Origin of the sequence: Celeribacter baekdonensis, from assembly GCF_003047105.1 — a bacterium.
In the GTDB taxonomy this organism is placed as follows: Bacteria; Pseudomonadota; Alphaproteobacteria; order Rhodobacterales; family Rhodobacteraceae; genus Celeribacter; species Celeribacter baekdonensis_B.
The window spans coordinates 85,205-108,328 of sequence record NZ_CP028477.1 but is presented as its reverse complement, the minus strand read 5'-3'; the positions used below and the strand labels follow the sequence as shown (position 1 = coordinate 108,328).

The window sequence follows — 23,124 nt, the reverse complement described above, 5'->3', positions numbered from 1 at the left end:
TCAAGGTCGAGTGTGGTGGTCATGGGATATCTCCGGGACGGGCCAGCCGATCCGATATCGGCTGTAGGCAACCCGTCAGCCGGAAAGAGCCGCCCTCGATGTGAGGGCGGCCCAAAGCTCATGTGGCAATCAGATCGGTGTTTGCTTCGTCAGGCCGCATGCCCACTGAGGAAGGCGGGCAAGGATGACGGTTCGTCGCTCTCCGCCTCGGTCAGAGGATCGGTGGCGGGCACGTCCCCTTCGTCGGTCTCCGACGCATCACCAACCATGTCGGCACCGACGTCCGCCGCACCGGCAAACACCATGCCTTCGGGCAGCCAGCGTGTCGTCCTGGCGACCGTGGCGGCGTCGAAACCTTCCGTCTGCCCGGCCGTTTCCGCGAAAGCCCGCTCCATCGCGGCCGCGAGATCAGCCTTGCGCTCGCGATTGCGATCCTCGGCGTAATCCGCGCCGATCAGCTTGCGCGCCGTGGCCACTGCATGGCCCTTGTTGACCCGACCCCAGTAGTTCTGCGCGGTCGGGCGCCAGCAGGCCGCCAAATCGACGTCAAGACGCGCGCCAATCTCCTCGATGATCGGGGAGGGGCGATTGTCGGAGGAAAGCTGCGGTTTGAGCGCCAGACCTGATGCCCAGGCGAAGAGCGCCTGCTTGTCTGCGACAGGCAGCGCCGACATCGCACGGAAGTCCTCGGGCTTCTCCAGCTTCATCCAGTCGGTGGCGAGGTCCTGTTCCAGTGCCTCGAGCATCTTCTGGGCGACAGTATCCCCATGCAGCACCTCGCGGTTCTGCGCCTGGAAAGGCCGGATCGAGATGTCGAGCGCCTCGTTGTTGTAGGACCGCCCCAGAGCCTGCTCGCAGAGCGCATAGAGCATCGCATCGAACGCCACCTCGAAATCCGCCGCCAGATGCGCCCGCAGGATATGCTGGCGCGTCGCACGCAGATCGTCGGCGAGGCTCGCTGAAATCCCGTCCGCCTTGCGCAACGTCGCGGCCGGGTCGGAGCTCGGCACCGGCGTGGAGGAGGTCGGCGGCGTCACGTGTGGGTGGGCAGGGGAGGGGGCGCCATCCGCATCTGCGGTGGTCTCGTCAGGTTCGGGCGCGGCGGGAATATCCTCGGGCCGCACGAGGCCCTTCTCGACGCGCAACGCCCCGTCATGGCCGATGGTCAGAACCACGCCGGCGATGGCGCGATCCTCGTCGGCATAGGGCTGCCGTTCGCGCTGAAGGGCTTCAATCTCACGCAAACGCGGCTCGATGGCATAGTATTCGTCGGTCTCGGCGTCCGTCCAATCCTCACCGTCATTCTGCGCCGCCAGTTCTTCTTCGCGTGCGACGAGACGCTCTTCTTCGGCAAGCAGGTCCGGATCGGGTTCGATGTCCCGCGGATAGACCCGCCCGAAACTGCGAAACGCGCCGTAATCCACCGAGAGATGCACCTCGACCCATTTCCACTCCGCCTCGAAGGGTTTGGCCGCAGCCTGCAGTTTTTCGATGGCGAGACGCTCTAGGAGCTCGGGGTTTTCCATATGGGCGCTGGCACGATCGTCGAAGAGATCGCGCAGCAGGACGCCACCGGCCGCCTCATAGGCCTCGATACCGACAAAGCGCCCGAGGGCCGAGTTGGCGGAATGCGCGGTCTCGGTCAGGTGGCGTTTGATGCTCTGGGGATGGATGTGATAGCCGCCCTTTACCGCGTTCCAGACCGCCAGTTGGCGATCATGGTCGTCGGTCAGCGTGAAGGCCATCACGCATTCGAGGGTCAAATCGCCCGCGCGAAACTGCTCGATGATCTCCGGCGCGACACGGGCGAGTTTGAGGCGGCGGCGCACCAGGTCGACGGAAACGCCGAACTTCAGCGCAATCTCGTCCTCGCTGCGTCCCTCGGCGATCATCGCCTCAAAAGCCTCGAATTGGTCAGCCGGATGCATCGCTACCCGCTGGAGGTTTTCTGTGGCGGAGGTGAGGATGGCATTGCGCTCATCTTCGACGAGGCAGGGCACAGGATGATCTGCGGGGATGATACCGTCATCGGCAAGCTGCTTCAGCGCCTTGAGACGGCGACCACCAGCATCGACCGCAAAACGTGTCTCTGACAGCGCATGGACCACCAGATTTTGCTTGATGCCAGTCTCTCGAATACTTGCGAAGAGTTCCGCGTCATCCTTCTCACTTGTGGCGACTTTGCGGACATTGAGCGGGCTGGGTTCCAACTGGTCGAGCGGGATCAGGCGGATATCGGAAGCGCTGGCGGGCGTTGCCAATCCGGCGGCTTCGGTTTTCGTCGCGGTGGCGGGTTTCGGTCCGGTAGTGGTCTTGGCCATGGTCAGGGTCCTTGTCACGCCGGGCCCGGATGAGACTCTCTCTATCCTTTCAAGCCCGGCACCCGGGCTTCCCTTTCTTTGGCTCTTTTTCAATGAGAGTTGAACATTTAAAGATATTCCAGCACTCAGATCTCCTTCATTCGGTTGGACCATACAAATATTTTAACTTACCCGAACCGAGGGGGAATTCGATCCGTGAAAGTGGAAGCGGATCGATCTCGAGTTCCGCTCCTTTGATTTTGCGATCCTAAGTTTAAGAGAAGATCACCTGAATATCAGTATACTCAGCGAGACCCTCTTCGCCAAACTCGACCCCAAGGCCAGATTGCTTAACCCCACCGAAAGGCGCGTTTGGCTGGATGGCACCGTGCTTGTTGATCCAGACCGATCCGCATTCCATCCGCTTGGCAAGTTCGCGGCCTTTCTCGATGTCGGAGGTCCAGATCGAGCCTCCCAGACCATTGTTTGAGTCATTCGCCGCCGCGATGGCCTTTTCCACATCCGTGTAGCGGATCACAGGAAGCACCGGGCCAAACTGCTCCTCGGTGACCAGAAGGTTGTCTTGCGACAGGTCGGCGATGATGGTGGGCGGAAAGAACAGACCCTCGCCTGGCACGCCGCCGAGAAGCACCCGGCCCTCAGACTCGCCCGCATCGACAAGCCGCCGCACCTTGTCGAATTGCATGGCGTTCTGAATCGGCCCAAGGACGCTGTCCTCGTTCATCCCGTCGCCGACCGGAATGTTCTTGGCAAAGGCGACCAGGTTTTCGCAGACCTCGTCATAGATCGAGTCGTGTACATACAGGCGCTTCATGGCCGCGCAAGTCTGGCCGTTGTTGATGAACGCGCCCCAAAACAGCCCCTCTGCAATCGCCTTGGGATCAGCATCGGGAAGGACGATACCGGCGTCATTGCCGCCCATCTCCAGCGTTAGACGCTTCATGGTTTCGGCGGCCGATTGCATGACCTTCTGACCCGTCGCGCAAGAGCCGGTGAAAACGATCTTGCGGATGCCCGTGTGGGCCGACATGGCGGCTCCGAGGTTGAGCGCCTTGTCGTCGCCGGTCACGACATTGACCACGCCTGAGGGCAGGACCTCACTCATAATCTCCCCAAGACGTATGGTTGAAAGTGGCGTTAAGGGTGAGGGCTTGACCACCACGGTATTGCCGGTGCGCAGCGCCGGCATGATGTGCCAAATCGCGATCATCACGGGGAAGTTCCACGGGGTGATGGAGCCGACCACGCCAAGGGGTTTACGGTGCAGTTCGACATGGCCCTCGTTATTGTCTTGAAGGATCTTGACTGGCAGCGACAGGCTTGCGGAATAGCCGGCCCAAGCCTGCGCGCCACCGAGTTCCCAGCGCGAGCCAAGTCCGTTCAGAGGCTTGCCCTGTTCCTTGGTGATCAGAACGGCCAGCTCCTCGGCATGTTCGCCAATCGTGGTCGCGACCTTTTCACAATATGCTTGAAGCTCGTCAGAAGACAGTTTGGACCAAGTTTTAAATGCGGCTTGTGCAGCGGCCACTGCAATATCGAGATCGGCGAGCGAGGCGTTCGGGGCATATCCTGCTACCTCACCCGACGAGGGTTGAGGACAGGAAAGGTCGCCCCATTTGTGGACATGGGACGTTCGGGGCTTAATGTCGTGGACATGGTGGAATTTCCTCTGAAGAAGTGCAAAACGCGGGATAGGAATTGGCCAACAGGCTCGCTGCCAACTTTCCCATGCAACGCGGATTTGTGCTGTGAACCCCGCGTCATGCCGCAGCCTGCTTTGTGAGATTGACCGGATGGTGAAACATATGACACCCATTCGGCGAGTAGTTCGGCACATCGCTGGCAACTTCCGACCCCTCTTCCGAAAACAGGGCCTTCTGCATGTCGTCAGGCGACGCGAAATAGGCGCGAAAGACACAGAAGGGCGAGTGCGCACCTTCCCTAAGCGGCGAAGGATAGGCCACTTCGTAGGAAATCAGACCTGGGAGTCGCTGCGCAAGTGGGAGATGCCTCGTATCGTAATAGTTCCTAAAGTAGTCCGGGTCGACCGGGGTGGGATATTCAACGCAAAGACAATACATAGATCCCTCCTTTTATGAGATGAGGCATTGCCGTCAAACGACGCCGCGGGTCCCTACAGCGAGGTCACCTCTGTCACGGCGCGATTTTGCGACGATTATTGCCTGACGCCCAATCGCCACCAGAGCGATCATGTTCAGCACGCCGAACACATACGCCGGAGCGAGTCCGATGAAGCTGAAAATGTTGGACGGGCCGATTGGCGTGTCGCCAAATGCTAGGGCCCGGTTCGGCGAAAAGTTGGATCCCCAATAGAAAACAACGTTCGACCAACCGTCCAGCATGACGATCCAGCCCCAAATCTTACCCCATTTTTCCGAGAAATTCAGATGAGGTATAACAAATGCGACTGCGATTGTCATAAGACCGTTCAAGACTGGCCCGGTATGGGTTCCGCGCCATCCATGTTCGGTGCCGGGCAGTTGAAAGGAGACGAAAAAGCCCGGGACAATCTCGAAGCCGCCCAGCAAGAACATCCAGTAGCCAAGCCCACCCACCAGTGCAGCAAAAATCATCAGTACACCGTTCCCGGCCATAATGTCGCGGAGTGTAAGCTTCCACGGTTCGACGTGTTCGTCAGTCATAGTATCCTCCCTTAGTGTTGATGGTCCGTGACATTTTTTCTACGAACCCGGAAATCTCAGGCTGGCACCCGTTTGTTGGCGTCGGTCAGGCCGCGAAAGCTACCGCCATGGTAAACCAAGGGCGTGATACCCTGAACCTTGGCGCCAACTACGCGACCGAATATTACTGCATGCGTCCCGGAATTGACGATCTCTGAAATTTCGCATTCCAAGGCGGTTGCGCCATTCAGAACTGGCATCCCCAGGACATCTCCATTTGCCCAAGCCGACGACTCAAACCGATCATCGCCTTGAAGCCCACTCCGCCCGGCGAAAGTTTCAGCAGTGTTCTGGTGTTCATAATCGAGAATATTGACTGCGAAATGACCCGCGTCGCGGATCATCTTGAAGGTCCCGGTGTTTTGGTTAGTGCAGGCCAGAATTGTTGCGGGCTCTGCGCATACTGAACAGACAGCGGTCGCTGTGATGCCTCGGCGCTCCTCTCCGAGGCGAGTGGTTACGATGTTTACCCCCGCAGCCAATTCAGCGAGAGCCGCGCGAAATGTTTGATCATCAACCATGATCTTCTCCTTTTTTCTTGCTTGCCCTGTGAGAAATGATGAGCGTCAATGCTTTTAAATTTAAAAGTGTACGACGACGCCCGCAGTTACGATCAGGGGATCAAGCGTAATGTCTGCTTCTGCTGGCACCCCACCAACGGTACCACGCGCCTTGGTCTCAAGTGCGATGTACTTCGCATCGAGGAACCATCCCGTCTTGTTGCCCAAGGGTCCCTCAATTCCAGCCTGAATGATCGGCGCAAACGCATTGTCCACGTCGAAGCCATCAATCGCGCCATCACTCGTGTCAAAAATAATCGTATAATTCACGCCGCCGCCGACATAGGCATCAAGGCCATTGCCGAATTCAGGGAAATGATAGAGTCCGGTCAATGTGGCCGGCCCATAAGTGACCTTGCCCAATTCGAGGCCAGAGAGTGGCCCTGAACCGTTCAAGGTGGCGGTGGGTGGGATACCAACAGTTAACTCTGCCGAAAAACGCTCCGAAAAGCGATATCCGATGCCAATTGTCGGCGTCAAATCATCGTCAGTGGTGAAGCTCGCGCCCGGAACCGTAGCACCTCCCAGTGAAATGTCGGCGCTTTCATTCATCCCGATATGCGACAACCCGAGCCGTAGCGACCAGGGCCCAGCATCCTGAGCCTGCACATGTGTGGCGGTTGCAGCAAGCAGTGCTGCCGCGCAGATTAGTTTGGTTTTCATAATCTATTTTTTCCTAGCAAAACCCTGGCAAAAACTGGCGCAGGTTGCACGCTGCACCGATTTTCCTCACTCGGCCGCCATCGCCTGCTGTGCGCTTGCTATGGTGGACCTCACACGCTCAGGGCTGGAGAAGATATCCCACTGACGCTCAGGATGGTTGAAGCCTTCGGTGAACTGATCTGCCAGTGCGCGGTTTTGCGCCATGCCGCCGATGAACTCCAACAGACTCGGATCGAGAGACGCCAAATTGTCGAGCATGTAGTTTGTCCAGCGGGTTGCGCATACGACGCGGTCGCCACGGCGTGCATCGAACTTCTCTAGGAAGCGCTGGTCGAAGACGTCGTTTTCAACGATCTCCTCACCAAGAATGACCGCAGCATAGGATGCCATATTGGCCCCTTGCCCCAGCACCGGATCAACGACAGCATGGACGTCACCCAGGGCAATTGCCAACTTTCCATTGCCAAGCCGCGTGTGGCTCTTGCGAACAGTGGGGGTGACACCGCCCTGCAAAATATCCATTGGCGAATTGGCAAGATCGAACTCATCGCGATCAATGCGCGCATAAAGAGTCGGGTAGTGTGCTTTGATCTTCTCGAGCATCAGATCAAGGAACGCACGCGGGTCATCATCATATTTGGTGCGGGCGAGGATCTCAAGATCTCCGCCAATGTGGTTTTCAAAGACGAGAGCCTTGCAGAACCCGTTGAACGACCACGTCGGGATCTCGATAAGTTCGCCGGCGCCAGGAGAAAAATACATCGTCACAGCGCGCGTTTCGGTCTCAGCGATGCCTTTGAACAAACCGACGCAGAGCATTCGTTGCGGGCGTTCGTAAGGAGAGTAGCTGTCATCGCGGCCAAACATCTGTCCGATCGCGCCTTTGCCGGTACAAATTACGGTAAGGTCGCTCTCGTCAGAAATGCATTCGATCTGGTCATGCTCAACAGGACCGTAAACCACCTCGCCGCCGCGGTCGATATAGTCTTGCAAGAGCGCCGGCTGATAGATGCGGTAGTCGACGGCGCGGCTGGGTTGCGCCAAGTCGCCAAAGATATGGATCGGGTCCGGCGTGCCGATGTAGTAGTAGTGACCGAAATAGCCGTATTCCTTCGATGGCCAGTGATTGCATCCGAGTATATCCTCACGCTCGACCGTAACATGGTGGTGGGCGACCGTGTTCATCAATCGCGAACCTGCGTAGTCCTCGGGAGCACGGTCTGTGTACAGACGTGGTGTGATCCCTTTTTGCAGCAGGTAGAGCCCCAGTTGCAGCCCCGCAGTGCCCGCACCAATGATGGCAATTTTCTTTGTCATAGCTTCCTCCCTTGATCTCCTGTGTAAAAATAGATCGACAGGTCGGTCAATGAAAGATAAATTATCGCATATGACTTATCAAAAATGGAATAAATCGATATGAGCGATCGGCTTCAGGCCTACGAAATCTTCGCCGAACTCATGGATCGCAGGAATTTTTCCCAGACCTCACGAGCATTGAACGTTCCGCAGGCTACGGTCAGCAAGCAGATCGCCGCGCTCGAAGCCTCTCTGGGAATTCAGCTTTTCATTCGTTCCACCCGGCGAATGTACCCGACGAGAGAAGCGGAGGAACTGATACCTCATGTACGACACATGTTGGACGCCCGCGCCGAGGTGATGCGCGTCGCCCACGGAGAGCTCCCGCGTATCTCCGGGACCATGCGAATTTCTGCGCCGCATTCGTACGGTCGGCGAGTGCTGCTACCGCTCTTGATCGAGTTCCTGGAGCTTTATCCCGGGCTGACTGTCGATGTCACGCTACACCGCCGCCCCCCAGACCTGCTTGATGCAAAGCTTGACCTCGCCATCATTGGCACCCCAGCACTGGAAGGTCCGTACCGACAGCGCTTGCTCAGCAATCATCACTGGATTGTGGTGGGCGCGCCGGACTATCTGAGAAATCACGGGCGCCCGTCGATTCCGCTCGAGCTAGAGCAGCATGCGCTCCTCGTGCCACGGGCTTACCCATCTGATGTGCTTACCTTCGACTCGGAGGACGGACGCCAGTCGATCACCATTTGCTCAAGGTTGCAGGGGAACGATGTCGATTTTGCTGAAGGCGCTGCATGGCAAAACGTCGGTCTGGCAATTTTACCGGATTGGATTATTCATTCTAAGCCAGCACTCGAACAAGTTTTACCCGACTATGTGCTGGCACCAATTCCGATCCGAATAGTCTTTCCTGAGGCCAAAATTTTCCCGCGTCGACTCCGTGCGCTCATAGATTTTCTGATCTCGCGTGTCGGCAGTATGTAACCGGGTTCAAGCAAATTACTAAAGAGTCATAAACAGGATAACGTGAAAACCGAATGACCGACCCTCTTCTCACCGTATCGCCCCCCCGCGCGCCCGATTTTATTGTGACGATATACGGCGACGTGGTTGAACCTCGCGGCGGAACGCTATGGATGGGCGCGCTCATTGAGTGTTGTGCTGAACACGGTATCAGCGAAAGCTTAGTGCGCACCGCCGTGTCGCGGCTCGTCAGTTCGGGACGGCTGGAGGGTGCGCGCTTGGGACGCAAAAGTTTTTACCGCCTCTCGACTGCTGCCCAAGCCGAATTTCGCGATGCCGCTCGCATTCTTTTCGATTCACCCCCGACACCCGAAAGCTGGCTCGTCGCGCTTCGTGAGCCCGATGCTTGCGGCGAAGCGCCATTCCCATGGGTGCGTCTAGCCTCGGGTGTTGCTCTGGCTCCAGCAAGGACCGACTTGCGCGCCATTGATGGCGTGATCTTTGAAGCGCATCCCGTGTCCGGACACATACCTGCATTGGCTGCGCAGAACTGGCCCCTGTGCGATGTCGCCACCGCTTACAAGCGTGTCATTGATCGCTACGCTCATCTGATGGAGCGGCTTGATGAAGCGACGGCCAGTGGGAGTACGGCATTGACATTGCGGCTAAGGCTTGTCGATGACTATCGGCGTGCCGCGTTGGCGGATCCGCAACTGCCACTGCATGCTTGCCCGGATGAATGGCCTGCCGATGCGGCCCAGGATCTTTTCACGCGATTGTATCTCGCGCTTTCTCCGGCAGCCGACAGGCATATTGCCGCGCAGTTCCAGAATCAGAGCGGATTTCTGCCACGCGATACCAAGGCCACGTTGACCAGACTTGCCCGGTTACGGGCGTCGCTTGCATGACTCGTTGGCAGCTTTAGCAGCGCTGCACCTCAAAACATCACAAAAAAAAAATAATTCTGATTTACATGTGATGTTTGCTCATCTATATCAACGACCGATCGGTCGATCAATTTGAGGGGTGGACCGAATCGTGGCGGAGGAGATATATATGCCAGAAGCTTTCATCTGTGATGCGGTGCGGACTCCGGTCGGCCGATATGGCGGAGCGCTGTCAGGGGTGCGGGCGGATGATCTTGCCGCAATCCCATTGCGCGCGTTGATCGACCGCAATCCCGACGTGGATTGGGCACAGATTGATGACGTGATCTTGGGCTGTGCAAACCAAGCCGGCGAAGACAACCGCAACGTGGCGCGCATGGCGGCACTTTTGGCCGGTGTCCCGATCGAAGTGCCGGGCACCACCGTCAATCGTTTGTGTGGGTCGGGGATGGATGCCATCGGGCTTGCCGCCCGGACCATCCGCGCTGGCGATGGAGACATTTTGCTGGCGGGAGGCGTTGAAAGCATGAGCCGGGCACCCTTTGTGGTCGCCAAGGCCACATCGGCGTTTTCGCGCAATGCCGAGATTTACGATACGACCATCGGCTGGCGGTTCAAAAACCCCAAGATGGACACAGTTTTTGGCACGCATTCAATGCCGGAAACCGCTGACAATGTGGCCGAGGAGTACGGCATAAGCCGCGCCGATCAGGATGCGTTTGCTGCGCGCAGTCAGGCCCGTTGGGCCAAGGCTCAGGCGGCTGGTGTGTTTGCCGAGGAAATAGTCCCAGTCCGCATCCCGCAACGCAAGGGCGATCCGCTGATTGTAGACACCGATGAACATCCGCGCCCGGGTACGACGGCTGAGAGCCTTGCGAGATTGCGTGGCGTGAACGGCCCGGAACTGAGCGTGACAGCGGGCAATGCCAGCGGCGTGAATGACGGCGCTGCGGGTGTGATCGTTGCCTCAGAAGCTGCGGCTAAGGCCAATGGTCTGACGCCTAAGGCGCGCGTTGTCGCCATGGCGGCGGCAGGTGTTGCGCCGCGCATCATGGGGGTGGGACCGGTGCCCGCAACACACCGGGTTCTGGCGCGTGCGGGAATGAGCCTTGAACAGATGGACGTGATTGAATTGAATGAGGCCTTTGCCGCACAGGGGCTTGCCGTGCTGCGCGAACTTGGCCTGTCCGATGACGCCGCCCATGTAAACGCAAATGGTGGGGCCATTGCGATAGGTCACCCGCTGGGTATGTCAGGCGCGCGTCTGGTTCTGACGGCGACCCGACAACTCCACCGCACGGGTGGGCGCTATGCGCTTTGCACCATGTGTGTGGGCGTCGGGCAGGGTATCGCCATGATTATCGAACGTATTTGAACCTTTTAGGGAGGCACGACTATGTATGCACAGATGGTGGAATCGGAAGGCATGAAGTCCCCGGAGGGGATGACCCCCGAGGAACGCGTCTTTCAGGAGCGGATCGACCGCAACGAAAAAATCGAACCAAAGGAATGGATGCCGGAGGGTTACCGTAAAACGCTGATCCGCCAGATCGGTCAACACGCCCATTCGGAAATCGTCGGCCAACTGCCTGAAGGGAATTGGGTGACACGCGCGCCGACGTTGGAGCGTAAGGCCATCCTTTTGGCCAAAGTGCAGGACGAAGCGGGGCATGGGCTATATCTTTATTCTGCCGCCGAGACGCTGGGTGTGTCGCGTGATGATCTCACCGAAAAACTGTTGTCTGGCGCGATGAAATACAGCTCGATCTTCAACTATCCCACGCTGAATTGGGCCGATATGGGCGCTGTGGGGTGGCTGGTCGATGGTGCCGCCATCATGAACCAGGTGCCGTTGCAACGCACGTCTTATGGCCCCTATTCCCGCGCGATGATCCGCATTTGCAAGGAAGAGTCGTTCCACCAGCGACAGGGCTATTCCATCATGATGAAGATGGCGAATGGCACACCCGAGCAAAAAGAAATGGCCCAAGATGCGCTTAATCGCTTTTGGTATCCGGCGTTGATGATGTTCGGTCCTTCGGACAAGGATTCGGTGCATTCCGCTCAATCTCTGGCGTGGAAAATCAAGATCGATACCAATGACGAGCTGCGCCAGAAGTTTGTCGACCAAACTGTGCCGCAGGCCGAATACCTTGGTTTGAGCGTGCCGGACCCGGATCTCAAGTGGAACGAAGAGCGTGGGGATTACGATTTTTCACAACCCGACTGGGCCGAGTTTTTCGAGGTGATCAAAGGCAACGGCCCCTGCAACGAAGAGCGTCTTGGCGCGCGGAAAAAAGCCTGGGACGACGGGGAATGGTTTCGCGACGGGCTGGTTGCCTATGCAGACAAAGCCGTACAGCGGCGGAAGACGGCCGGCCTGGCTGCCGAGTGAACACAGTGGAGTGAGGAGGACACGACATGTCAAAAAAAGAATGGCCCCTTTGGGAAATTTTTATTCGAGGCCAGCACGGTCTGAACCACCGCCATGTGGGCAGCCTGCACGCGTCGGACGCAGAAATGGCGATCAACCATGCCCGTGACGTTTATACGCGTCGCAAGGAGGGTGTTTCGATCTGGGTCGTGCCGTCGGCGGCAATCACCGCATCGGCCCCGTCGGATAAGGGGCCGCTGTTTGATCCGGCGGAAAGCAAAGTTTATCGCCACCCGACCTTTTTCGATATTCCCGACGAAGTGGGGCATATGTGATGTCGGCCGTGAGTGAACGGGAACCGGGCGTGGCTGGATCGGCTTCGCAGGATCCCCAGGATTCCTATGTGACGGACGAGGCATTCAAACCCGTCTTTTTTGATTGGCTTTGTCGGATCGGGGACAACACTTTGGTGCTTGGCCATCGGACCTCGGAATGGTGCGGTCATGGGCCCGCACTGGAAGAGGATATTGCGCTGGCCAACACCGCGCTTGACCTGATTGGCCACACTCAAATGTGGCTGGGTCTCGCCGCCGAGGTCGAAGGCAAAGGCCATACCGCAGACAATATTGCCTATCTTCGCGACGCGATGAAGTTCCGAAATGTGCAGCTTGTCGAAGTGCCCAACGGTGACATCGGACAGACGCTGATGCGTGAATTCTTATACGATGCCTGGCACTATGAGCTGCTGACGCGGCTCACCACATCTGCAAGCCCGCGCGTGGCAGAGATTGCCGTGAAAGCGTTGAAAGAGGTGGCCTATCACCTTGAGCGCAGTTCCGATCTGGTGATCCGGCTCGGGGACGGAACGGACGAAAGCCATGTTCGGATGCAGGCCGCGCTTGATCACCTTTGGCCCTATACGGGCGAGTTGTTTTTGGAGGATGACGTGGACGCGGCAGTTGCCAAGGCCGGGATCGCACCGCGCCCTTCCGAGATCAAAGACGCATGGACCGCGACCTTGCGTGAGGTGTTGAACGAGGCGACCTTGTCCCTGCCGGAACGCTCGGCCGATGTACACCGCGGCGGCAAGCAAGGGCGGCACACCGAGCATCTGGGCTTTATTCTGGCGGAAATGCAGTTTTTGCAGCGGGCCTATCCCGGGGCTGCATGGTGATCTGAATGAATCGCACACTGCCCTCCGTTGATCAAGTTTGGGACTGGCTTGGTGAAGTACCTGACCCGGAAATTCCGGTGATCTCGGTGACAGATTTAGGTATCATCCGCGAGGTCGCCTATGAGGGCGACACGTTGATGGTGGCGGTTACGCCAACCTATTCCGGTTGCCCCGCTTTGGCGGTGATCGATTTTGACATCGAGACGCATCTGCGTAGCAAAGGCATTGAAAAACTGCGGCTGGAACGGCGCCTGTCGCCGCCTTGGACCACCGATTGGATCACCCCCGCAGCGCGCGACAAACTTAAGGACTATGGCATTGCGCCACCGGTCGACGGGACCGCATCAGATGGTCATCTGGCGGCGCGCGCCGAGCGGCTTGCGGGGGGGGCAAACCTTGTCATTGCATGTCCGCGCTGTGGCTCGACCCACACCGAGAAAGTCAGTCAGTTCGGTTCCACACCGTGCAAGGCCAACTACCGCTGCAAGGACTGTCTTGAGCCGTTTGACTATTTCAAATGCCACTGAGGCCGACGTCGGGGCGACTTAAATCGCCCTGTTCATCATTTCACGATTTGTTCGGACAGGAGGAGGTCTGATATGTCCCGTTTTCATCCCCTTGAGGTCATGGATATCCGTCGCGAAACGCGCGATGCCGTGGTTGTTACTTTGAAATCAAAAGAGGCCGCTGCTACGGTCTTTGCCTTTACACAGGGCCAATACCTAACGTTTCGCCGCGATTTTGAGGGGGAGGAATTGCGCCGTTCCTACTCGATCTGTTCTGGGCTTGACGAAGGATGCCTGAAGGTCGGCGTCAAGCGTGTCGATGGTGGCACCTTTTCCACATGGATGAACGAAGAACTCAAACTCGGCGACACCTTGGATGCGATGCCGCCGCAGGGCCGATTCTATACCCAGATCGAACCTGAGAAGGCCAAAGAGTACCTTGGTTTTGCTGGCGGGTCGGGGATCACTCCGGTTCTGTCGATCATCAAAACCGTGCTTGCGCGCGAACCAAAGGCCGCTTTCACCCTGGTCTATGCCAATCGGCAGGTTGGCTCGATCATGTTCCGCGAAGAGTTGGAAGATCTCAAAAACACCTACCTTGGCCGCTTTTCTGTGGTGCATATCCTTGAAAGTGAAGGTCAGGAAATCGACCTGTTCACCGGGCGCATCGACGCGGATAAAATGGATATGCTGTTCCGTCTTTGGATCGACGCCGACAGCATCGACACCGCCTTTATTTGTGGTCCAGAACCGATGATGCTGACCATCGCTGACAGCCTGCGCAAACAGGGCTTGAGCGACGCGCAAATTAAGTTCGAGCTGTTCGCCTCGGGACAGGGCGGGCGCGCCAAAAAACGGGCTGTGTCACACCGGACCGGGTCTGTGGGAAACACCTGTGACGTGTCAGTGACGCTCGATGGGGTGACGCGCAATTTCACGATGCCTAAAGACGGCACGGTCGTGTTGGACGCGGCACTCAGCAACAATATGGACGCGCCTTATGCGTGTAAGGCCGGCGTGTGTTCGACCTGCCGCGCCAAGGTGCTTGAGGGTGAGGTCGAGATGGAAATCAACCACGCGCTTGAGGATTACGAAGTGCGGGCCGGCTATGTCCTGTCGTGCCAATGTATTCCGCTCTCTGACAAGGTGGTGCTGAGCTATGACGAATGATCCTGATACCATGGACACTGGCGCCTATCTTGCCCGCGGGGGTCGCCTAAGCTCACCCGAAAATGTGGCCTCTCGCTATCGCGGGGAATTGCTGCGGTTGATGTCGTCCTTTGTGGACAGCGAACTGGCAGGTTCCGCCGGTTTCGCGGCGACGATCAACATGGCACCGGGGATCAAGGCGCGCATCGCAGCCAGCCGGATCACGTTGGAAAAGGCGGATCACGCCGAGCGGGTGCTTGATCTGATGGAGGCTTTTGGCACCGACAAAGTACTTTACGAAAAAGCGCACAACTGGGCCGCGCGGGTCAACCGGGAGAGTTCGCTGGAAGCCAAGCGTCATGGCGGCGATATGCGCCTGTCTGTGTTTCATTACCCTCTCACCGGCTGGACCGATGCCGTGGTGATGAATGTGCTGATGGGGCTCGCGACGGTGCACAGCCTCAAAGAGCTGTCTCACTGTTCATATCAGCCGCTGGCCGAGGTTTTGCACGACATCTTGCCCTGCGAACAACGGCATATGGCGCTGGGACTCGAAGCGCTTGAGCAGATCGCAACAGACGCCATAGAGCAGACCGTGGCACGGGCCTCTGTGGCGTATTGGATGCCGCGCGTGGCGGAGACCTTTGGTCCGGCGCAATCAGATCGTTTTGCACGGCTGTGCGAGATGGGGCTGCGCCGAACCGACAATGAAACCCTGCGGCAAGCGTGGCGGGCCGATGCCGAAACCCGGCTTGCGGCGTTGAAGCTGATATAAAGACAGACTGGAAGGACAAGGCAATGCTGGATACGGGACGCACCGCGCGACGGCTGGAAAGTTACGTGCAAGGGGCCTGGCGCTCAGGGCAGGGTGAGGGCAAACCGCTGGCCAATGCTGCCACGGGCGTGACACATGCTTTTATCGGTTCTGACGGGATCGATTTTGCCGGGGCGCTGGACTGGGGCCGCGACGTTGGCGGTGCCGCCTTGTGCGGCTATACGTTCCATGAACGCGCTCTGATGCTGAAAGCGGTCGCGCTCAAACTGATGGAACTGAAAGAAGAGTTTTATCAGGAGAATTTTGCCACTGGTGCCACGCGCAAGGACGGCTTTGTCGATATCGACGGCGGCATCGGTACTATGCTGGCCTTTGCCTCCAAGGCACGCCGTGAATTGCCCAACACCAAAGTCCTGCCCGAAGGTGACGTCGAGCAACTGTCCCGCGACGGCAGTTTTGTCGCGCAGCATATCCTGACCCCGCTGAGCGGCATCGCAATCCATATCAACGCCTTCAACTTTCCAGTCTGGGGCATGTTGGAAAAAATTGCGCCTGCGCTGATTGCCGGCGTGCCCTGTCTGGTCAAACCCGCCTCGCAGACCGCTTATCTGACCGAACTGGTGGTGCGCCGGATGCTCGAGACGGAGATCTTGCCCGAAGGCGCTTTGCAACTGATATGTGGATCGGTGGGTGATATGCTTGACCATATCACCGGACAGGATGCGGTGACCTTTACCGGATCAGCGGCGACCGGACATAAGCTCAAAGCACATCCAGCTGTGATTGCAAATTCCACCCGGTTCACCATGGAGGCCGACAGCCTGAACGCTGCGATTCTTGGCAGCGATGCAGGCCCAGACAGCCCCGAATTTGATCTGTTTGTGAAGGAAGCCGTGCGTGAGATGACCGTGAAAGCCGGGCAAAAATGCACCGCAATCCGACGCCTCATTGTCCCGAAAGCCCATGAGCAGGCCGTGATCGAGGCGATTTCGGCGCGGCTGGCCCAGACCAGCGTGGGTTTGCCCGAAGATGAGGCGGTCCGGATGGGGGCTTTGGCCTCGATTTCGGATCGGGATGGCGTGCGCGACAAAATTGCCGAAATTGCCCGTGAGGCCGAAATCGTCTGGGGCGCTCCGGGTGATGTGATATTGGTGTCGGGGGACGCCGAAAAGGGCGCGTTTCTCAATCCGGTGCTGATGCGCTGTGCCAATCCCCTGTCGGCGCGCGCCCCACATAATGTCGAAGCCTTTGGTCCCGTCGCGACCGTTATGGCCTATGAGGAGGCTGAGGAGGCCGTGACGCTGGCGCGGATGGGCAAAGGCTCCTTGGTGAGTTCCCTGTTCACCGACGATCTAAAGGTGGCGCAGAATGTGGCGCTTGGCCTGGCCCCATTTCATGGGCGGGTCATGCTGGGCAACCGCGCGTCGGCGAAATCTTCGACCGGACACGGCGCGCCACTGGCCCCGCTGGTGCATGGCGGTCCGGGACGCGCAGGCGGCGGCGAAGAAATGGGCGGCATGCGTGGGGTCAAACACTTTATGCAACGCACGGCCATTCAGGGTACGCCGCGGCTTTTGTCCGCAGTCACCGGACAGTGGCTTGAGGGCGCGGACACGCAAACGGGGGAACACCCGTTCCGCAAATCGTTGGCGGAGTTGCGGCTGGGCGAGCAGATTGTCACCGAGGCGCGTGTTGTTACCAAGGAAGACGTGGAACATTTCGCCGAGTTCACCGGCGACACCTTCTATGCTCACATGAACAGCGCCGCAGCCAAAGCGAACCCGTTCTTTGAGGATCGTGTGGCACATGGGTATTTGATCGCGTCCTTCGCGGCGGGGCTGTTTGTTGAACCCAACCCCGGCCCTGTGTTGGCGAACTATGGTGTCGACAACCTGCGATTTTTGACGCCGGTTTATTTTGGCGACAGTCTCCGGGTGCGATTGACGTGCAAAGAAATCAACCCGCGTGAGGCGGCGGTCTATGGCGAAGTGCGGTGGGACTGTCGCGTGACCAACCAGCGCGACGAAGTGGTTGCGCAATATGATGTGCTAACCATGGTCGCCAAAACCTGGCCCTTGCCGGAAGAAGTGTGATCCCCTTGGCACAGGTGTTTTCCTATGATGGCGTGGTGCCGGTGATCGACCCGCTGGCCTTTGTCCACCCAACGGCGGTGCTGGTGGGGGATGTGATCGTGGGGGCCGGCTGTTATGTCGGTCCCGGCGCAGTGCTGCGCGGGGATTACGGGCGGATCACGTTGCGGCCCGGATCGAATGTGCAGGAAACCTGTGTCGCCCATGCCTTTCCGGGGAAGGACGTTTTGGTCGAAGAACTTGGCCATATTGGTCACGGAGCTGTGCTGCATGGCTGTCGGATCGGGCCCAACGCCATGGTCGGGATGAATGCGGTGGTCATGGACGAGGCGGTGATCGGGGAGAACAGCATCTTAGGCGCGCTGGCATTCGTGAAGGCCGGGGCACTGATTCCGCCCAACTGCATGGCGGTTGGCTCGCCGGCTCGCGTGGTTCGTGAGTTGACCGAAGTGGAAATTGATTGGAAACGTCGGGGCACCGGCGTCTATCAACAGCTTGCCCTGGAGGCCAAAGACAAACTCGCCTCCGCCACGCCCCTCTCCGAGGTTGAGCCGAATCGGCGTCGTGTGGCGGCACCGCGTTTTGATCCGCTGGTGTTGGAGCGCAAAGACTTTAGCGCACCGCCTTGACGCCCTCAAGCAGCAGAGTCGTTGCGATTTCAGCATAGTCTTCGCGGGCAATCGGGCCATCATCGCGAAACCACATATAGACCCAGTTCATCATACCAAAAAGCGACATGGTGACGGGCATCAAAAGCGGGCGCTCTGGACGATCAAGCTTGGGATGGATCTCACGGATGACGTTTGCAAAATAGGAAATGATCCGTCGCTCAAGCGTGGAAATTTTTTGCTTTTGCTCTTCTGAGAGCGCGGCTCCGGCGTTCAGCTGAACCTTATGCTGATCGTCCGCGCCCTTATAGGCCTGAATCACCGTTCTCACCAAGGTTTCCAGGCGCTTTTCCGGGACAAGCGATTCATCGTTGGCCTGAGCGAGGGCCGTCTCCAAAGCTTCCAAATGGGTGTGAATGATGGCAAAAATCAAGGCACTCTTGGAGGGGTAGTAATGATACAGCAAAGATTTTGAGACCCCCGCCGTTGAGGCGATCAGGGACATGGAGGCTTTCTCCATGCCTAGTGTGGCAAAAACATGAGCGGCATCCAACAAGAGGCTGGTTTGTTTTTCTTCAAAATCACTTGCGCGGGTCCTGGCCATAAGCAGAAAACTTCCTAGAAACGGGTAAGCAGGGGGTTCTTTACCCCCTGCTTACAGAGTTTGCAATTCATTGACCAGCCGGACGGGCAGTCAATTTTTACGGTTGTCTATAACCCGTTTGGCTTTGCCTTCTGAGCGGGCGATTTGCTCAGGATCCTGCACGTCGATCTTTGTGGATACCCCCACAACCGATTTGATGTGGTGAGCAAGCTCTTTGGCCGAAGCCTCGCGCGTGCTTTCATCACTTGAGCCGGGTGCACATTCGACATGGACCGTCAGAGTGTCCATCCGGCCGGCGCGGGTCAGCTCGATCTGGAAATGCGGGGACAAGCCTTTGCATTTCAGAATCTGCTCTTCGATCTGGGTTGGGAACACGTTCACGCCACGCAGGATGATCATATCGTCTGAGCGGCCCGTGATTTTTTCGATCCGGCGCATTGAGCGTGCCGTGCCTGGCAAGAGGCGGGTCAAGTCACCGGTCCGGTAGCGGACCATCGGCAAGCCTTCTTTGGTCAGCGTGGTGAACACAAGCTCCCCCATTTGACCATCGGGCAGCGTCTCCCCCGTCATCGGGTCAATAATTTCCGGGTAGAAATGGTCTTCCCATATGTGCAACCCATCTTTGCTCTCGACGCATTCCTGTGCCACGCCGGGCCCCATCACTTCGGACAGGCCATAGATGTCCACGGCATGCATATCAAACGCCTCTTCGATTTCCTCACGCATCGCGTTGGTCCACGGTTCAGCACCAAAAATGCCGATCTCAAGTGAGCTTTCGCGCGGGTCCAGACCTTGACGACGGAACTCATCGAGGATCGACAACATATAGGAAGGCGTGACCATGATAATGCGCGGCTTGAAATCATCAATCAACGTCACCTGACGTTCAGTCATGCCACCAGAGATCGGGACCACGGTACAGCCGAGGCGCTCCGCCCCGTAGTGCGCACCGATCCCGCCGGTGAACAGGCCATAGCCATAAGCATTGTGCAGCATATCGCCGGGACGTCCGCCCGCCGCGCGGATTGAGCGTGCGATCAGATTTGCCCAATGGTCGATGTCTGAGGCCGTGTAGCCGACCACGGTTGGTTTTCCGGTGGTGCCGGACGATCCATGGATACGCACCAACTTTGATTGCGGTACGGCAAACATGCCAAAGGGATAAGTGTCGCGCAGATCCTGCTTTTTGGTGAAGGGAAATTTGACGATATCTTCAAGAGACTTCAAATCTTCGGGGTGAACATCATATTCAATAAATCTGTTGCGGTAGAACGGTGAATTTTCGAACGCGTGTCTGAGAGACCGTTTCATCCTGTGAAATTGCAACGCAGAGATTTCATCGCGCGAGGCGATTTCGATTGGATCAAGGTCCTTGGGCGACGGTGTCAGATTTTGCATGGTTTCCTCCCTTGCAATGTCAGTGTGCGATCAAGTGTCGATCGACAGATGGGTGCCCTTGATGGTGCGAGAATGGCCGCGAAATTCGGCCACATGCGCGCCGTCTTGGTTGGTAATGCGAATATCGTAGAGGCCGGACCGTCCCCGTTGCGACACAGCACAGGCGGCAGCCGTCATCCGGTCGCCGATGCGCCCGGGGATGAGGTAGGTGATCGAACACTGCTGTGCCACAGCGATCTGATTGTAGCTATTACAGGCAAAAGCAAAGGCGCTGTCCGCCAAGGTAAAGAGATACCCACCATGGCAATTTCCATGACCGTTTGACATGGCTTTGGTGATGGTCATCGACAGCTTAGCCTTACCCGGGGCGATATGGTCAAGGGTCATACCGAGGCGTTGGCTGGCGGAATCGTCATTCCACATGACCTTGGCACAGGCCTCAGCCAGCGCCTGTGGCGACAGTTGCGTGACATCTGTCATGGGTCAGCGCCCCTTGAACGTCGGAGCGCGTTTTTCGAGGAAGGCGGTCACACCCTCGGCATAGTCCTCTGAGTACCCTGCTTCGCGTTGAAGGTCACGTTCACGGTCCAGATGAGTATCGAGGTCCGTGGTCGCGGCCTCTTGGATCACTCGCTTGGTCAGTCCGAGACCCAGCGTTGGTCCTGCCGCCAGCCGTCCGGCCAAAGCCGTAGCCTCCGCCAAAAGATCATCATCCTCCACCGCTTTCCAAATCAGACCCCAATCGGCCGCTGTCTCAGCCATGAGAGGCTCGGCCGTCATGGTCAAAGCTTTGGCTCGCGGTTCTCCGATGATGCGGGCCAAGGTCCAACTGCCACCGGCATCGGGGATGAGGCCAATCTTGGAAAAAGCCTGGATGAATTTGGCCGATTTCGCCGCCAGGACGATGTCGCAGGCAAAAGCGATATTCGCCCCGGCGCCGGCCGCCACACCGTTTACAGCACAGATGACGGGTTTTTCCAGGGCCCGGATCAAACGCAGGGTGGGATTGTAAAAGGTCTCGATCGTATGGCCGAGATCGGGTTTTGGGCCCCCTTTGCGGGGGTCCCGATCGCCAAGATCCTGTCCCGCACAAAACCCGCGACCCGCACCCGTCAAAAGCACAGCGCGTATCTCACTGTCCTCATGAGCGCGGGTGATTTGTGCGCGCAGGGCAAGATGCATTTCCTGGTTAAAGGAGTTCAATTTATCCGGACGGTTCAGTGTTAAGGTCAAAACACCGGCATCAAGCGACGCCAGCACGGTATCAGACATAGTATCAGATGTGATCATTCGGTTCCTCCCAGCCCCCTCCAGTGAGCGAATGAGATTTGTTGTTGCATAAACCGTCCGGTCGGTCAATAATGTGATTCAAGTTTTGGGAGGAACAATGCAAAACATGTTCGACCGCCACAGCGGATTGCTTGAGGACGCCCTGAGGGCGTTGGAGACGCGTGAATTCTGGACGCCTTTTCCCGAAATTCCCAGCGGTAAAATCTATGGCAACTCCGCGAGAGCAGAAGCCGACGCCGCCTTTGAGGCCCTGATAGGACAGGCCTTTGAAATACCCGGGCATCCTGAGACGGCCCGCGTTGGGGCAGAGATGTCCCCTTGGGGGAAGGATATGGCGATGTCCTATCCCACCACAGATGCCGCCGCATTCGTCATGGCGTCACAGGCCGTGACCGAGGCATTTGCCGAGGCTGGGCCTGAAGTGCGCGTGGGGGCTTTGCTTGAGGCATTGGTCCGCCTCAACAAAATGAGTTTCCTGCTTGGTCACGCGACCATGCACACAACCGGACAGGCCTTTGCCATGGCGTTTCAGGCAGGTGGACCCCACGCCCAAGATCGTGGACTTGAAGCCTTGGCCATGGCTTGGAGTGAGATGACCCGCAGCGCGACCCAAGCCACATGGACAAAGCCACAGGGCAAACATGCCCCCATCGTGATCGAAAAACAGTGGCATCTGATGCCGCGTGGCGTCTCTTTGACCATTGGCTGCAACACCTTTCCCACATGGAACAGCTATCCGGGCATTTTCGCCAGCCTTGCCACCGGAAACCCCGTGATCATCAAACCGCACCCCCGCGCCATTCTGCCGCTGGCCTTGACCGTCCGTGTTTTGCGTGAGGTATTTGCTGAAGCGGGATTGCCCCAAGATGCCGTGCTTCTAGCCTCAGATGCGCCCGGAGCGGAAATCACCAAAACCCTCGTGAGCCACCCGGATGTGAAAATCATCGACTACACGGGCTCCTCGGGCTTTGCCGATTGGATCCGCGCCAATGCCGGACCCGCACAGGTATTTACCGAAGAAACTGGAGTGAATTCGGTCACCATCACCGGAACAGATGATTTCAAAGGGATGTGCGCGAACCTCGCTTTTTCCCTGTCGCTTTACTCCGGTCAAATGTGCACCTCGCCGCAGAATATCTACATTCCTGAGGGTGGGATTGGGACCGACGAAGAGCCTAAAAGATTTGACGACGTTGTGGCCGGTATTGCCTCGGCCATCGACGCCCTGCTTGATGACCCGGACCGGGCGGCAGGTGTCTGTGGCACGATCATCAACTCTGCCACGTTTGAGCGCATAGGCCAGGCGCGCGCGGCGGGCCAGGTAATCCGTGAGAGCGGTGAGACCGGGCAGGGCCAGAGCGCAACGCCACTGATGATTGTGGTTGATGGCATACAGGGTCCGCAAGACGAGGAATGTTTCGGACCTGTGTCCTTTATCATCCCCTGTGCCGATGCTGCGGAAGCGATTTCCCGCGCGGCGGATGTGGCCAAACGCAAAGGGGCGATCACCGCTGCCCTCTATGCTCAGGACGACGCGCTGATTGATGCGGCCGCGAAAGCCTTTGCCAAGGCGGGCGTGAACCTTTCGGTGAATCTCACTGGCAACATTTACGTCAACCAATCGGCGGCATTTTCAGACTTTCACGTCACCGGCGCGAACCCGGCTGGCAATGCCAGCCTGACCGATGCCGCCTTTGTCGCGCCGCGTTTCCGGCGCGTCATGATCCGAAGGCCTAAAGCAGCCTAATC

The 23,124-nt window shown here is 57.9% G+C and carries 23 protein-coding genes; 12 read left to right on the top strand and 11 right to left on the bottom strand.

Translation table 11 applies throughout. The features are described from left to right. Nucleotides 1–149: 149 nt before the first annotated feature. From DA792_RS22065 to styA, 7 genes are all read right to left on the bottom strand, one after another. A complete protein-coding gene (locus DA792_RS22065) occupies nt 150–2,321 on the bottom strand; it encodes a ParB/RepB/Spo0J family partition protein (RefSeq protein WP_107722862.1) in 2,172 nt (723 codons plus the stop codon). Nucleotides 2,322–2,574: 253 nt separating this feature from the next. Then, nucleotides 2,575–3,966, bottom strand: a complete 1,392-nt coding sequence (locus DA792_RS22060; RefSeq protein WP_254679768.1) for an aldehyde dehydrogenase family protein — start codon at nt 3,964–3,966, stop codon at nt 2,575–2,577. A gap of 115 nt (nt 3,967–4,081) precedes the next feature. Continuing rightward, nucleotides 4,082–4,402 carry an EthD family reductase gene (locus tag DA792_RS22055; RefSeq protein WP_107722860.1) on the bottom strand — a complete coding sequence of 107 codons (321 nt, stop codon included), beginning with the start codon at nt 4,400–4,402 and terminating at the stop codon, nt 4,082–4,084. A gap of 33 nt (nt 4,403–4,435) precedes the next feature. Further along, a complete protein-coding gene (gene styC, locus DA792_RS22050) occupies nt 4,436–4,984 on the bottom strand; it encodes a styrene-oxide isomerase StyC (RefSeq protein WP_226946403.1) in 549 nt (182 codons plus the stop codon). 56 nt (nt 4,985–5,040) lie between these two features. Further along, nucleotides 5,041–5,544 carry a flavin reductase family protein gene (locus tag DA792_RS22045; protein ID WP_107722932.1) on the bottom strand — a complete coding sequence of 168 codons (504 nt, stop codon included), beginning with the start codon at nt 5,542–5,544 and terminating at the stop codon, nt 5,041–5,043. A gap of 60 nt (nt 5,545–5,604) precedes the next feature. Beyond that, nucleotides 5,605–6,246, bottom strand: coding sequence for an OmpW/AlkL family protein (locus DA792_RS22040; RefSeq protein WP_107722931.1), 642 nt, complete (start codon nt 6,244–6,246; stop codon nt 5,605–5,607). Nucleotides 6,247–6,312: 66 nt separating this feature from the next. After that, nucleotides 6,313–7,563 (bottom strand): styrene monooxygenase subunit StyA, encoded by a 1,251-nt coding sequence (gene styA / locus DA792_RS22035; protein ID WP_107722930.1) that lies wholly within the window; start codon nt 7,561–7,563, stop codon nt 6,313–6,315. A 99-nt stretch (nt 7,564–7,662) separates the two neighbouring features. Between styA and DA792_RS22030 the strand changes: the two genes are divergently transcribed. The 11 genes from DA792_RS22030 (at nt 7,663) to DA792_RS21980 (ending at nt 18,104) form a co-directional block, all read left to right on the top strand. Further along, nucleotides 7,663–8,541: a LysR family transcriptional regulator gene (locus DA792_RS22030; RefSeq protein ID WP_107722929.1), complete on the top strand. Its 879-nt coding sequence runs from the start codon at nt 7,663–7,665 to the stop codon at nt 8,539–8,541. A 53-nt stretch (nt 8,542–8,594) separates the two neighbouring features. Beyond that, complete coding sequence (locus tag DA792_RS22025; protein ID WP_107722928.1) at nt 8,595–9,428, top strand: PaaX family transcriptional regulator; 834 nt, start codon at nt 8,595–8,597, stop codon at nt 9,426–9,428. A gap of 148 nt (nt 9,429–9,576) precedes the next feature. Then, nucleotides 9,577–10,782, top strand: coding sequence for a 3-oxoadipyl-CoA thiolase (pcaF, locus tag DA792_RS22020; RefSeq protein ID WP_107722927.1), 1,206 nt, complete (start codon nt 9,577–9,579; stop codon nt 10,780–10,782). A gap of 21 nt (nt 10,783–10,803) precedes the next feature. Beyond that, nucleotides 10,804–11,802, top strand: coding sequence for a 1,2-phenylacetyl-CoA epoxidase subunit PaaA (paaA, locus tag DA792_RS22015; RefSeq protein WP_107722926.1), 999 nt, complete (start codon nt 10,804–10,806; stop codon nt 11,800–11,802). A gap of 26 nt (nt 11,803–11,828) precedes the next feature. Further along, a complete protein-coding gene (gene paaB, locus DA792_RS22010) occupies nt 11,829–12,116 on the top strand; it encodes a 1,2-phenylacetyl-CoA epoxidase subunit PaaB (RefSeq protein ID WP_107722925.1) in 288 nt (95 codons plus the stop codon). Nucleotides 12,117–12,184: 68 nt separating this feature from the next. Beyond that, nucleotides 12,185–12,955: a 1,2-phenylacetyl-CoA epoxidase subunit PaaC gene (gene paaC, locus DA792_RS22005; protein ID WP_226946402.1), complete on the top strand. Its 771-nt coding sequence runs from the start codon at nt 12,185–12,187 to the stop codon at nt 12,953–12,955. A 5-nt stretch (nt 12,956–12,960) separates the two neighbouring features. Next, complete coding sequence (gene paaD / locus DA792_RS22000) at nt 12,961–13,482, top strand: 1,2-phenylacetyl-CoA epoxidase subunit PaaD (protein WP_107722923.1); 522 nt, start codon at nt 12,961–12,963, stop codon at nt 13,480–13,482. A gap of 72 nt (nt 13,483–13,554) precedes the next feature. Beyond that, on the top strand, nt 13,555–14,631 hold the full coding sequence (gene paaE / locus DA792_RS21995) for a 1,2-phenylacetyl-CoA epoxidase subunit PaaE (protein ID WP_107722922.1): 1,077 nt from the start codon (nt 13,555–13,557) through the stop codon (nt 14,629–14,631). After that, a complete protein-coding gene (locus DA792_RS21990; protein ID WP_107722921.1) occupies nt 14,621–15,385 on the top strand; it encodes a Phenylacetic acid catabolic protein in 765 nt (254 codons plus the stop codon). Before paaE ends, DA792_RS21990 begins: the two co-directional genes overlap by 11 nt. Nucleotides 15,386–15,408: 23 nt before the next feature. Beyond that, nucleotides 15,409–17,478 carry a phenylacetic acid degradation bifunctional protein PaaZ gene (gene paaZ, locus DA792_RS21985; RefSeq protein ID WP_107722920.1) on the top strand — a complete coding sequence of 690 codons (2,070 nt, stop codon included), beginning with the start codon at nt 15,409–15,411 and terminating at the stop codon, nt 17,476–17,478. 5 nt (nt 17,479–17,483) lie between these two features. Then, nucleotides 17,484–18,104 (top strand): acyltransferase, encoded by a 621-nt coding sequence (locus tag DA792_RS21980; protein WP_107722941.1) that lies wholly within the window; start codon nt 17,484–17,486, stop codon nt 18,102–18,104. On the opposite strand, the gene DA792_RS21975 is transcribed toward DA792_RS21980, so the two are convergent. The 4 genes from DA792_RS21975 to paaG form a co-directional block, all read right to left on the bottom strand. Beyond that, nucleotides 18,088–18,687: a TetR/AcrR family transcriptional regulator gene (locus tag DA792_RS21975; protein WP_107722919.1), complete on the bottom strand. Its 600-nt coding sequence runs from the start codon at nt 18,685–18,687 to the stop codon at nt 18,088–18,090. The genes DA792_RS21980 and DA792_RS21975 overlap by 17 nt on opposite strands. Nucleotides 18,688–18,777: 90 nt before the next feature. Further along, the gene (paaK, locus tag DA792_RS21970; RefSeq protein ID WP_107722918.1) at nt 18,778–20,085 is read right to left on the bottom strand and encodes a phenylacetate--CoA ligase PaaK; all 1,308 of its coding nucleotides are present in this window, start codon (nt 20,083–20,085) and stop codon (nt 18,778–18,780) included. Between the two features lie 30 nt (nt 20,086–20,115). After that, the gene (gene paaI / locus DA792_RS21965) at nt 20,116–20,565 is read right to left on the bottom strand and encodes a hydroxyphenylacetyl-CoA thioesterase PaaI (protein ID WP_107722917.1); all 450 of its coding nucleotides are present in this window, start codon (nt 20,563–20,565) and stop codon (nt 20,116–20,118) included. A 3-nt stretch (nt 20,566–20,568) separates the two neighbouring features. Then, on the bottom strand, nt 20,569–21,357 hold the full coding sequence (gene paaG / locus DA792_RS21960; protein WP_107722940.1) for a 2-(1,2-epoxy-1,2-dihydrophenyl)acetyl-CoA isomerase PaaG: 789 nt from the start codon (nt 21,355–21,357) through the stop codon (nt 20,569–20,571). Between the two features lie 115 nt (nt 21,358–21,472). Here paaG and paaN point away from each other — a divergent pair, with 115 nt between their 5' ends. Continuing rightward, nucleotides 21,473–23,122: a phenylacetic acid degradation protein PaaN gene (gene paaN / locus DA792_RS21955; protein ID WP_107722916.1), complete on the top strand. Its 1,650-nt coding sequence runs from the start codon at nt 21,473–21,475 to the stop codon at nt 23,120–23,122. The last annotated feature ends 2 nt before the right edge of the window (nt 23,123–23,124 follow it).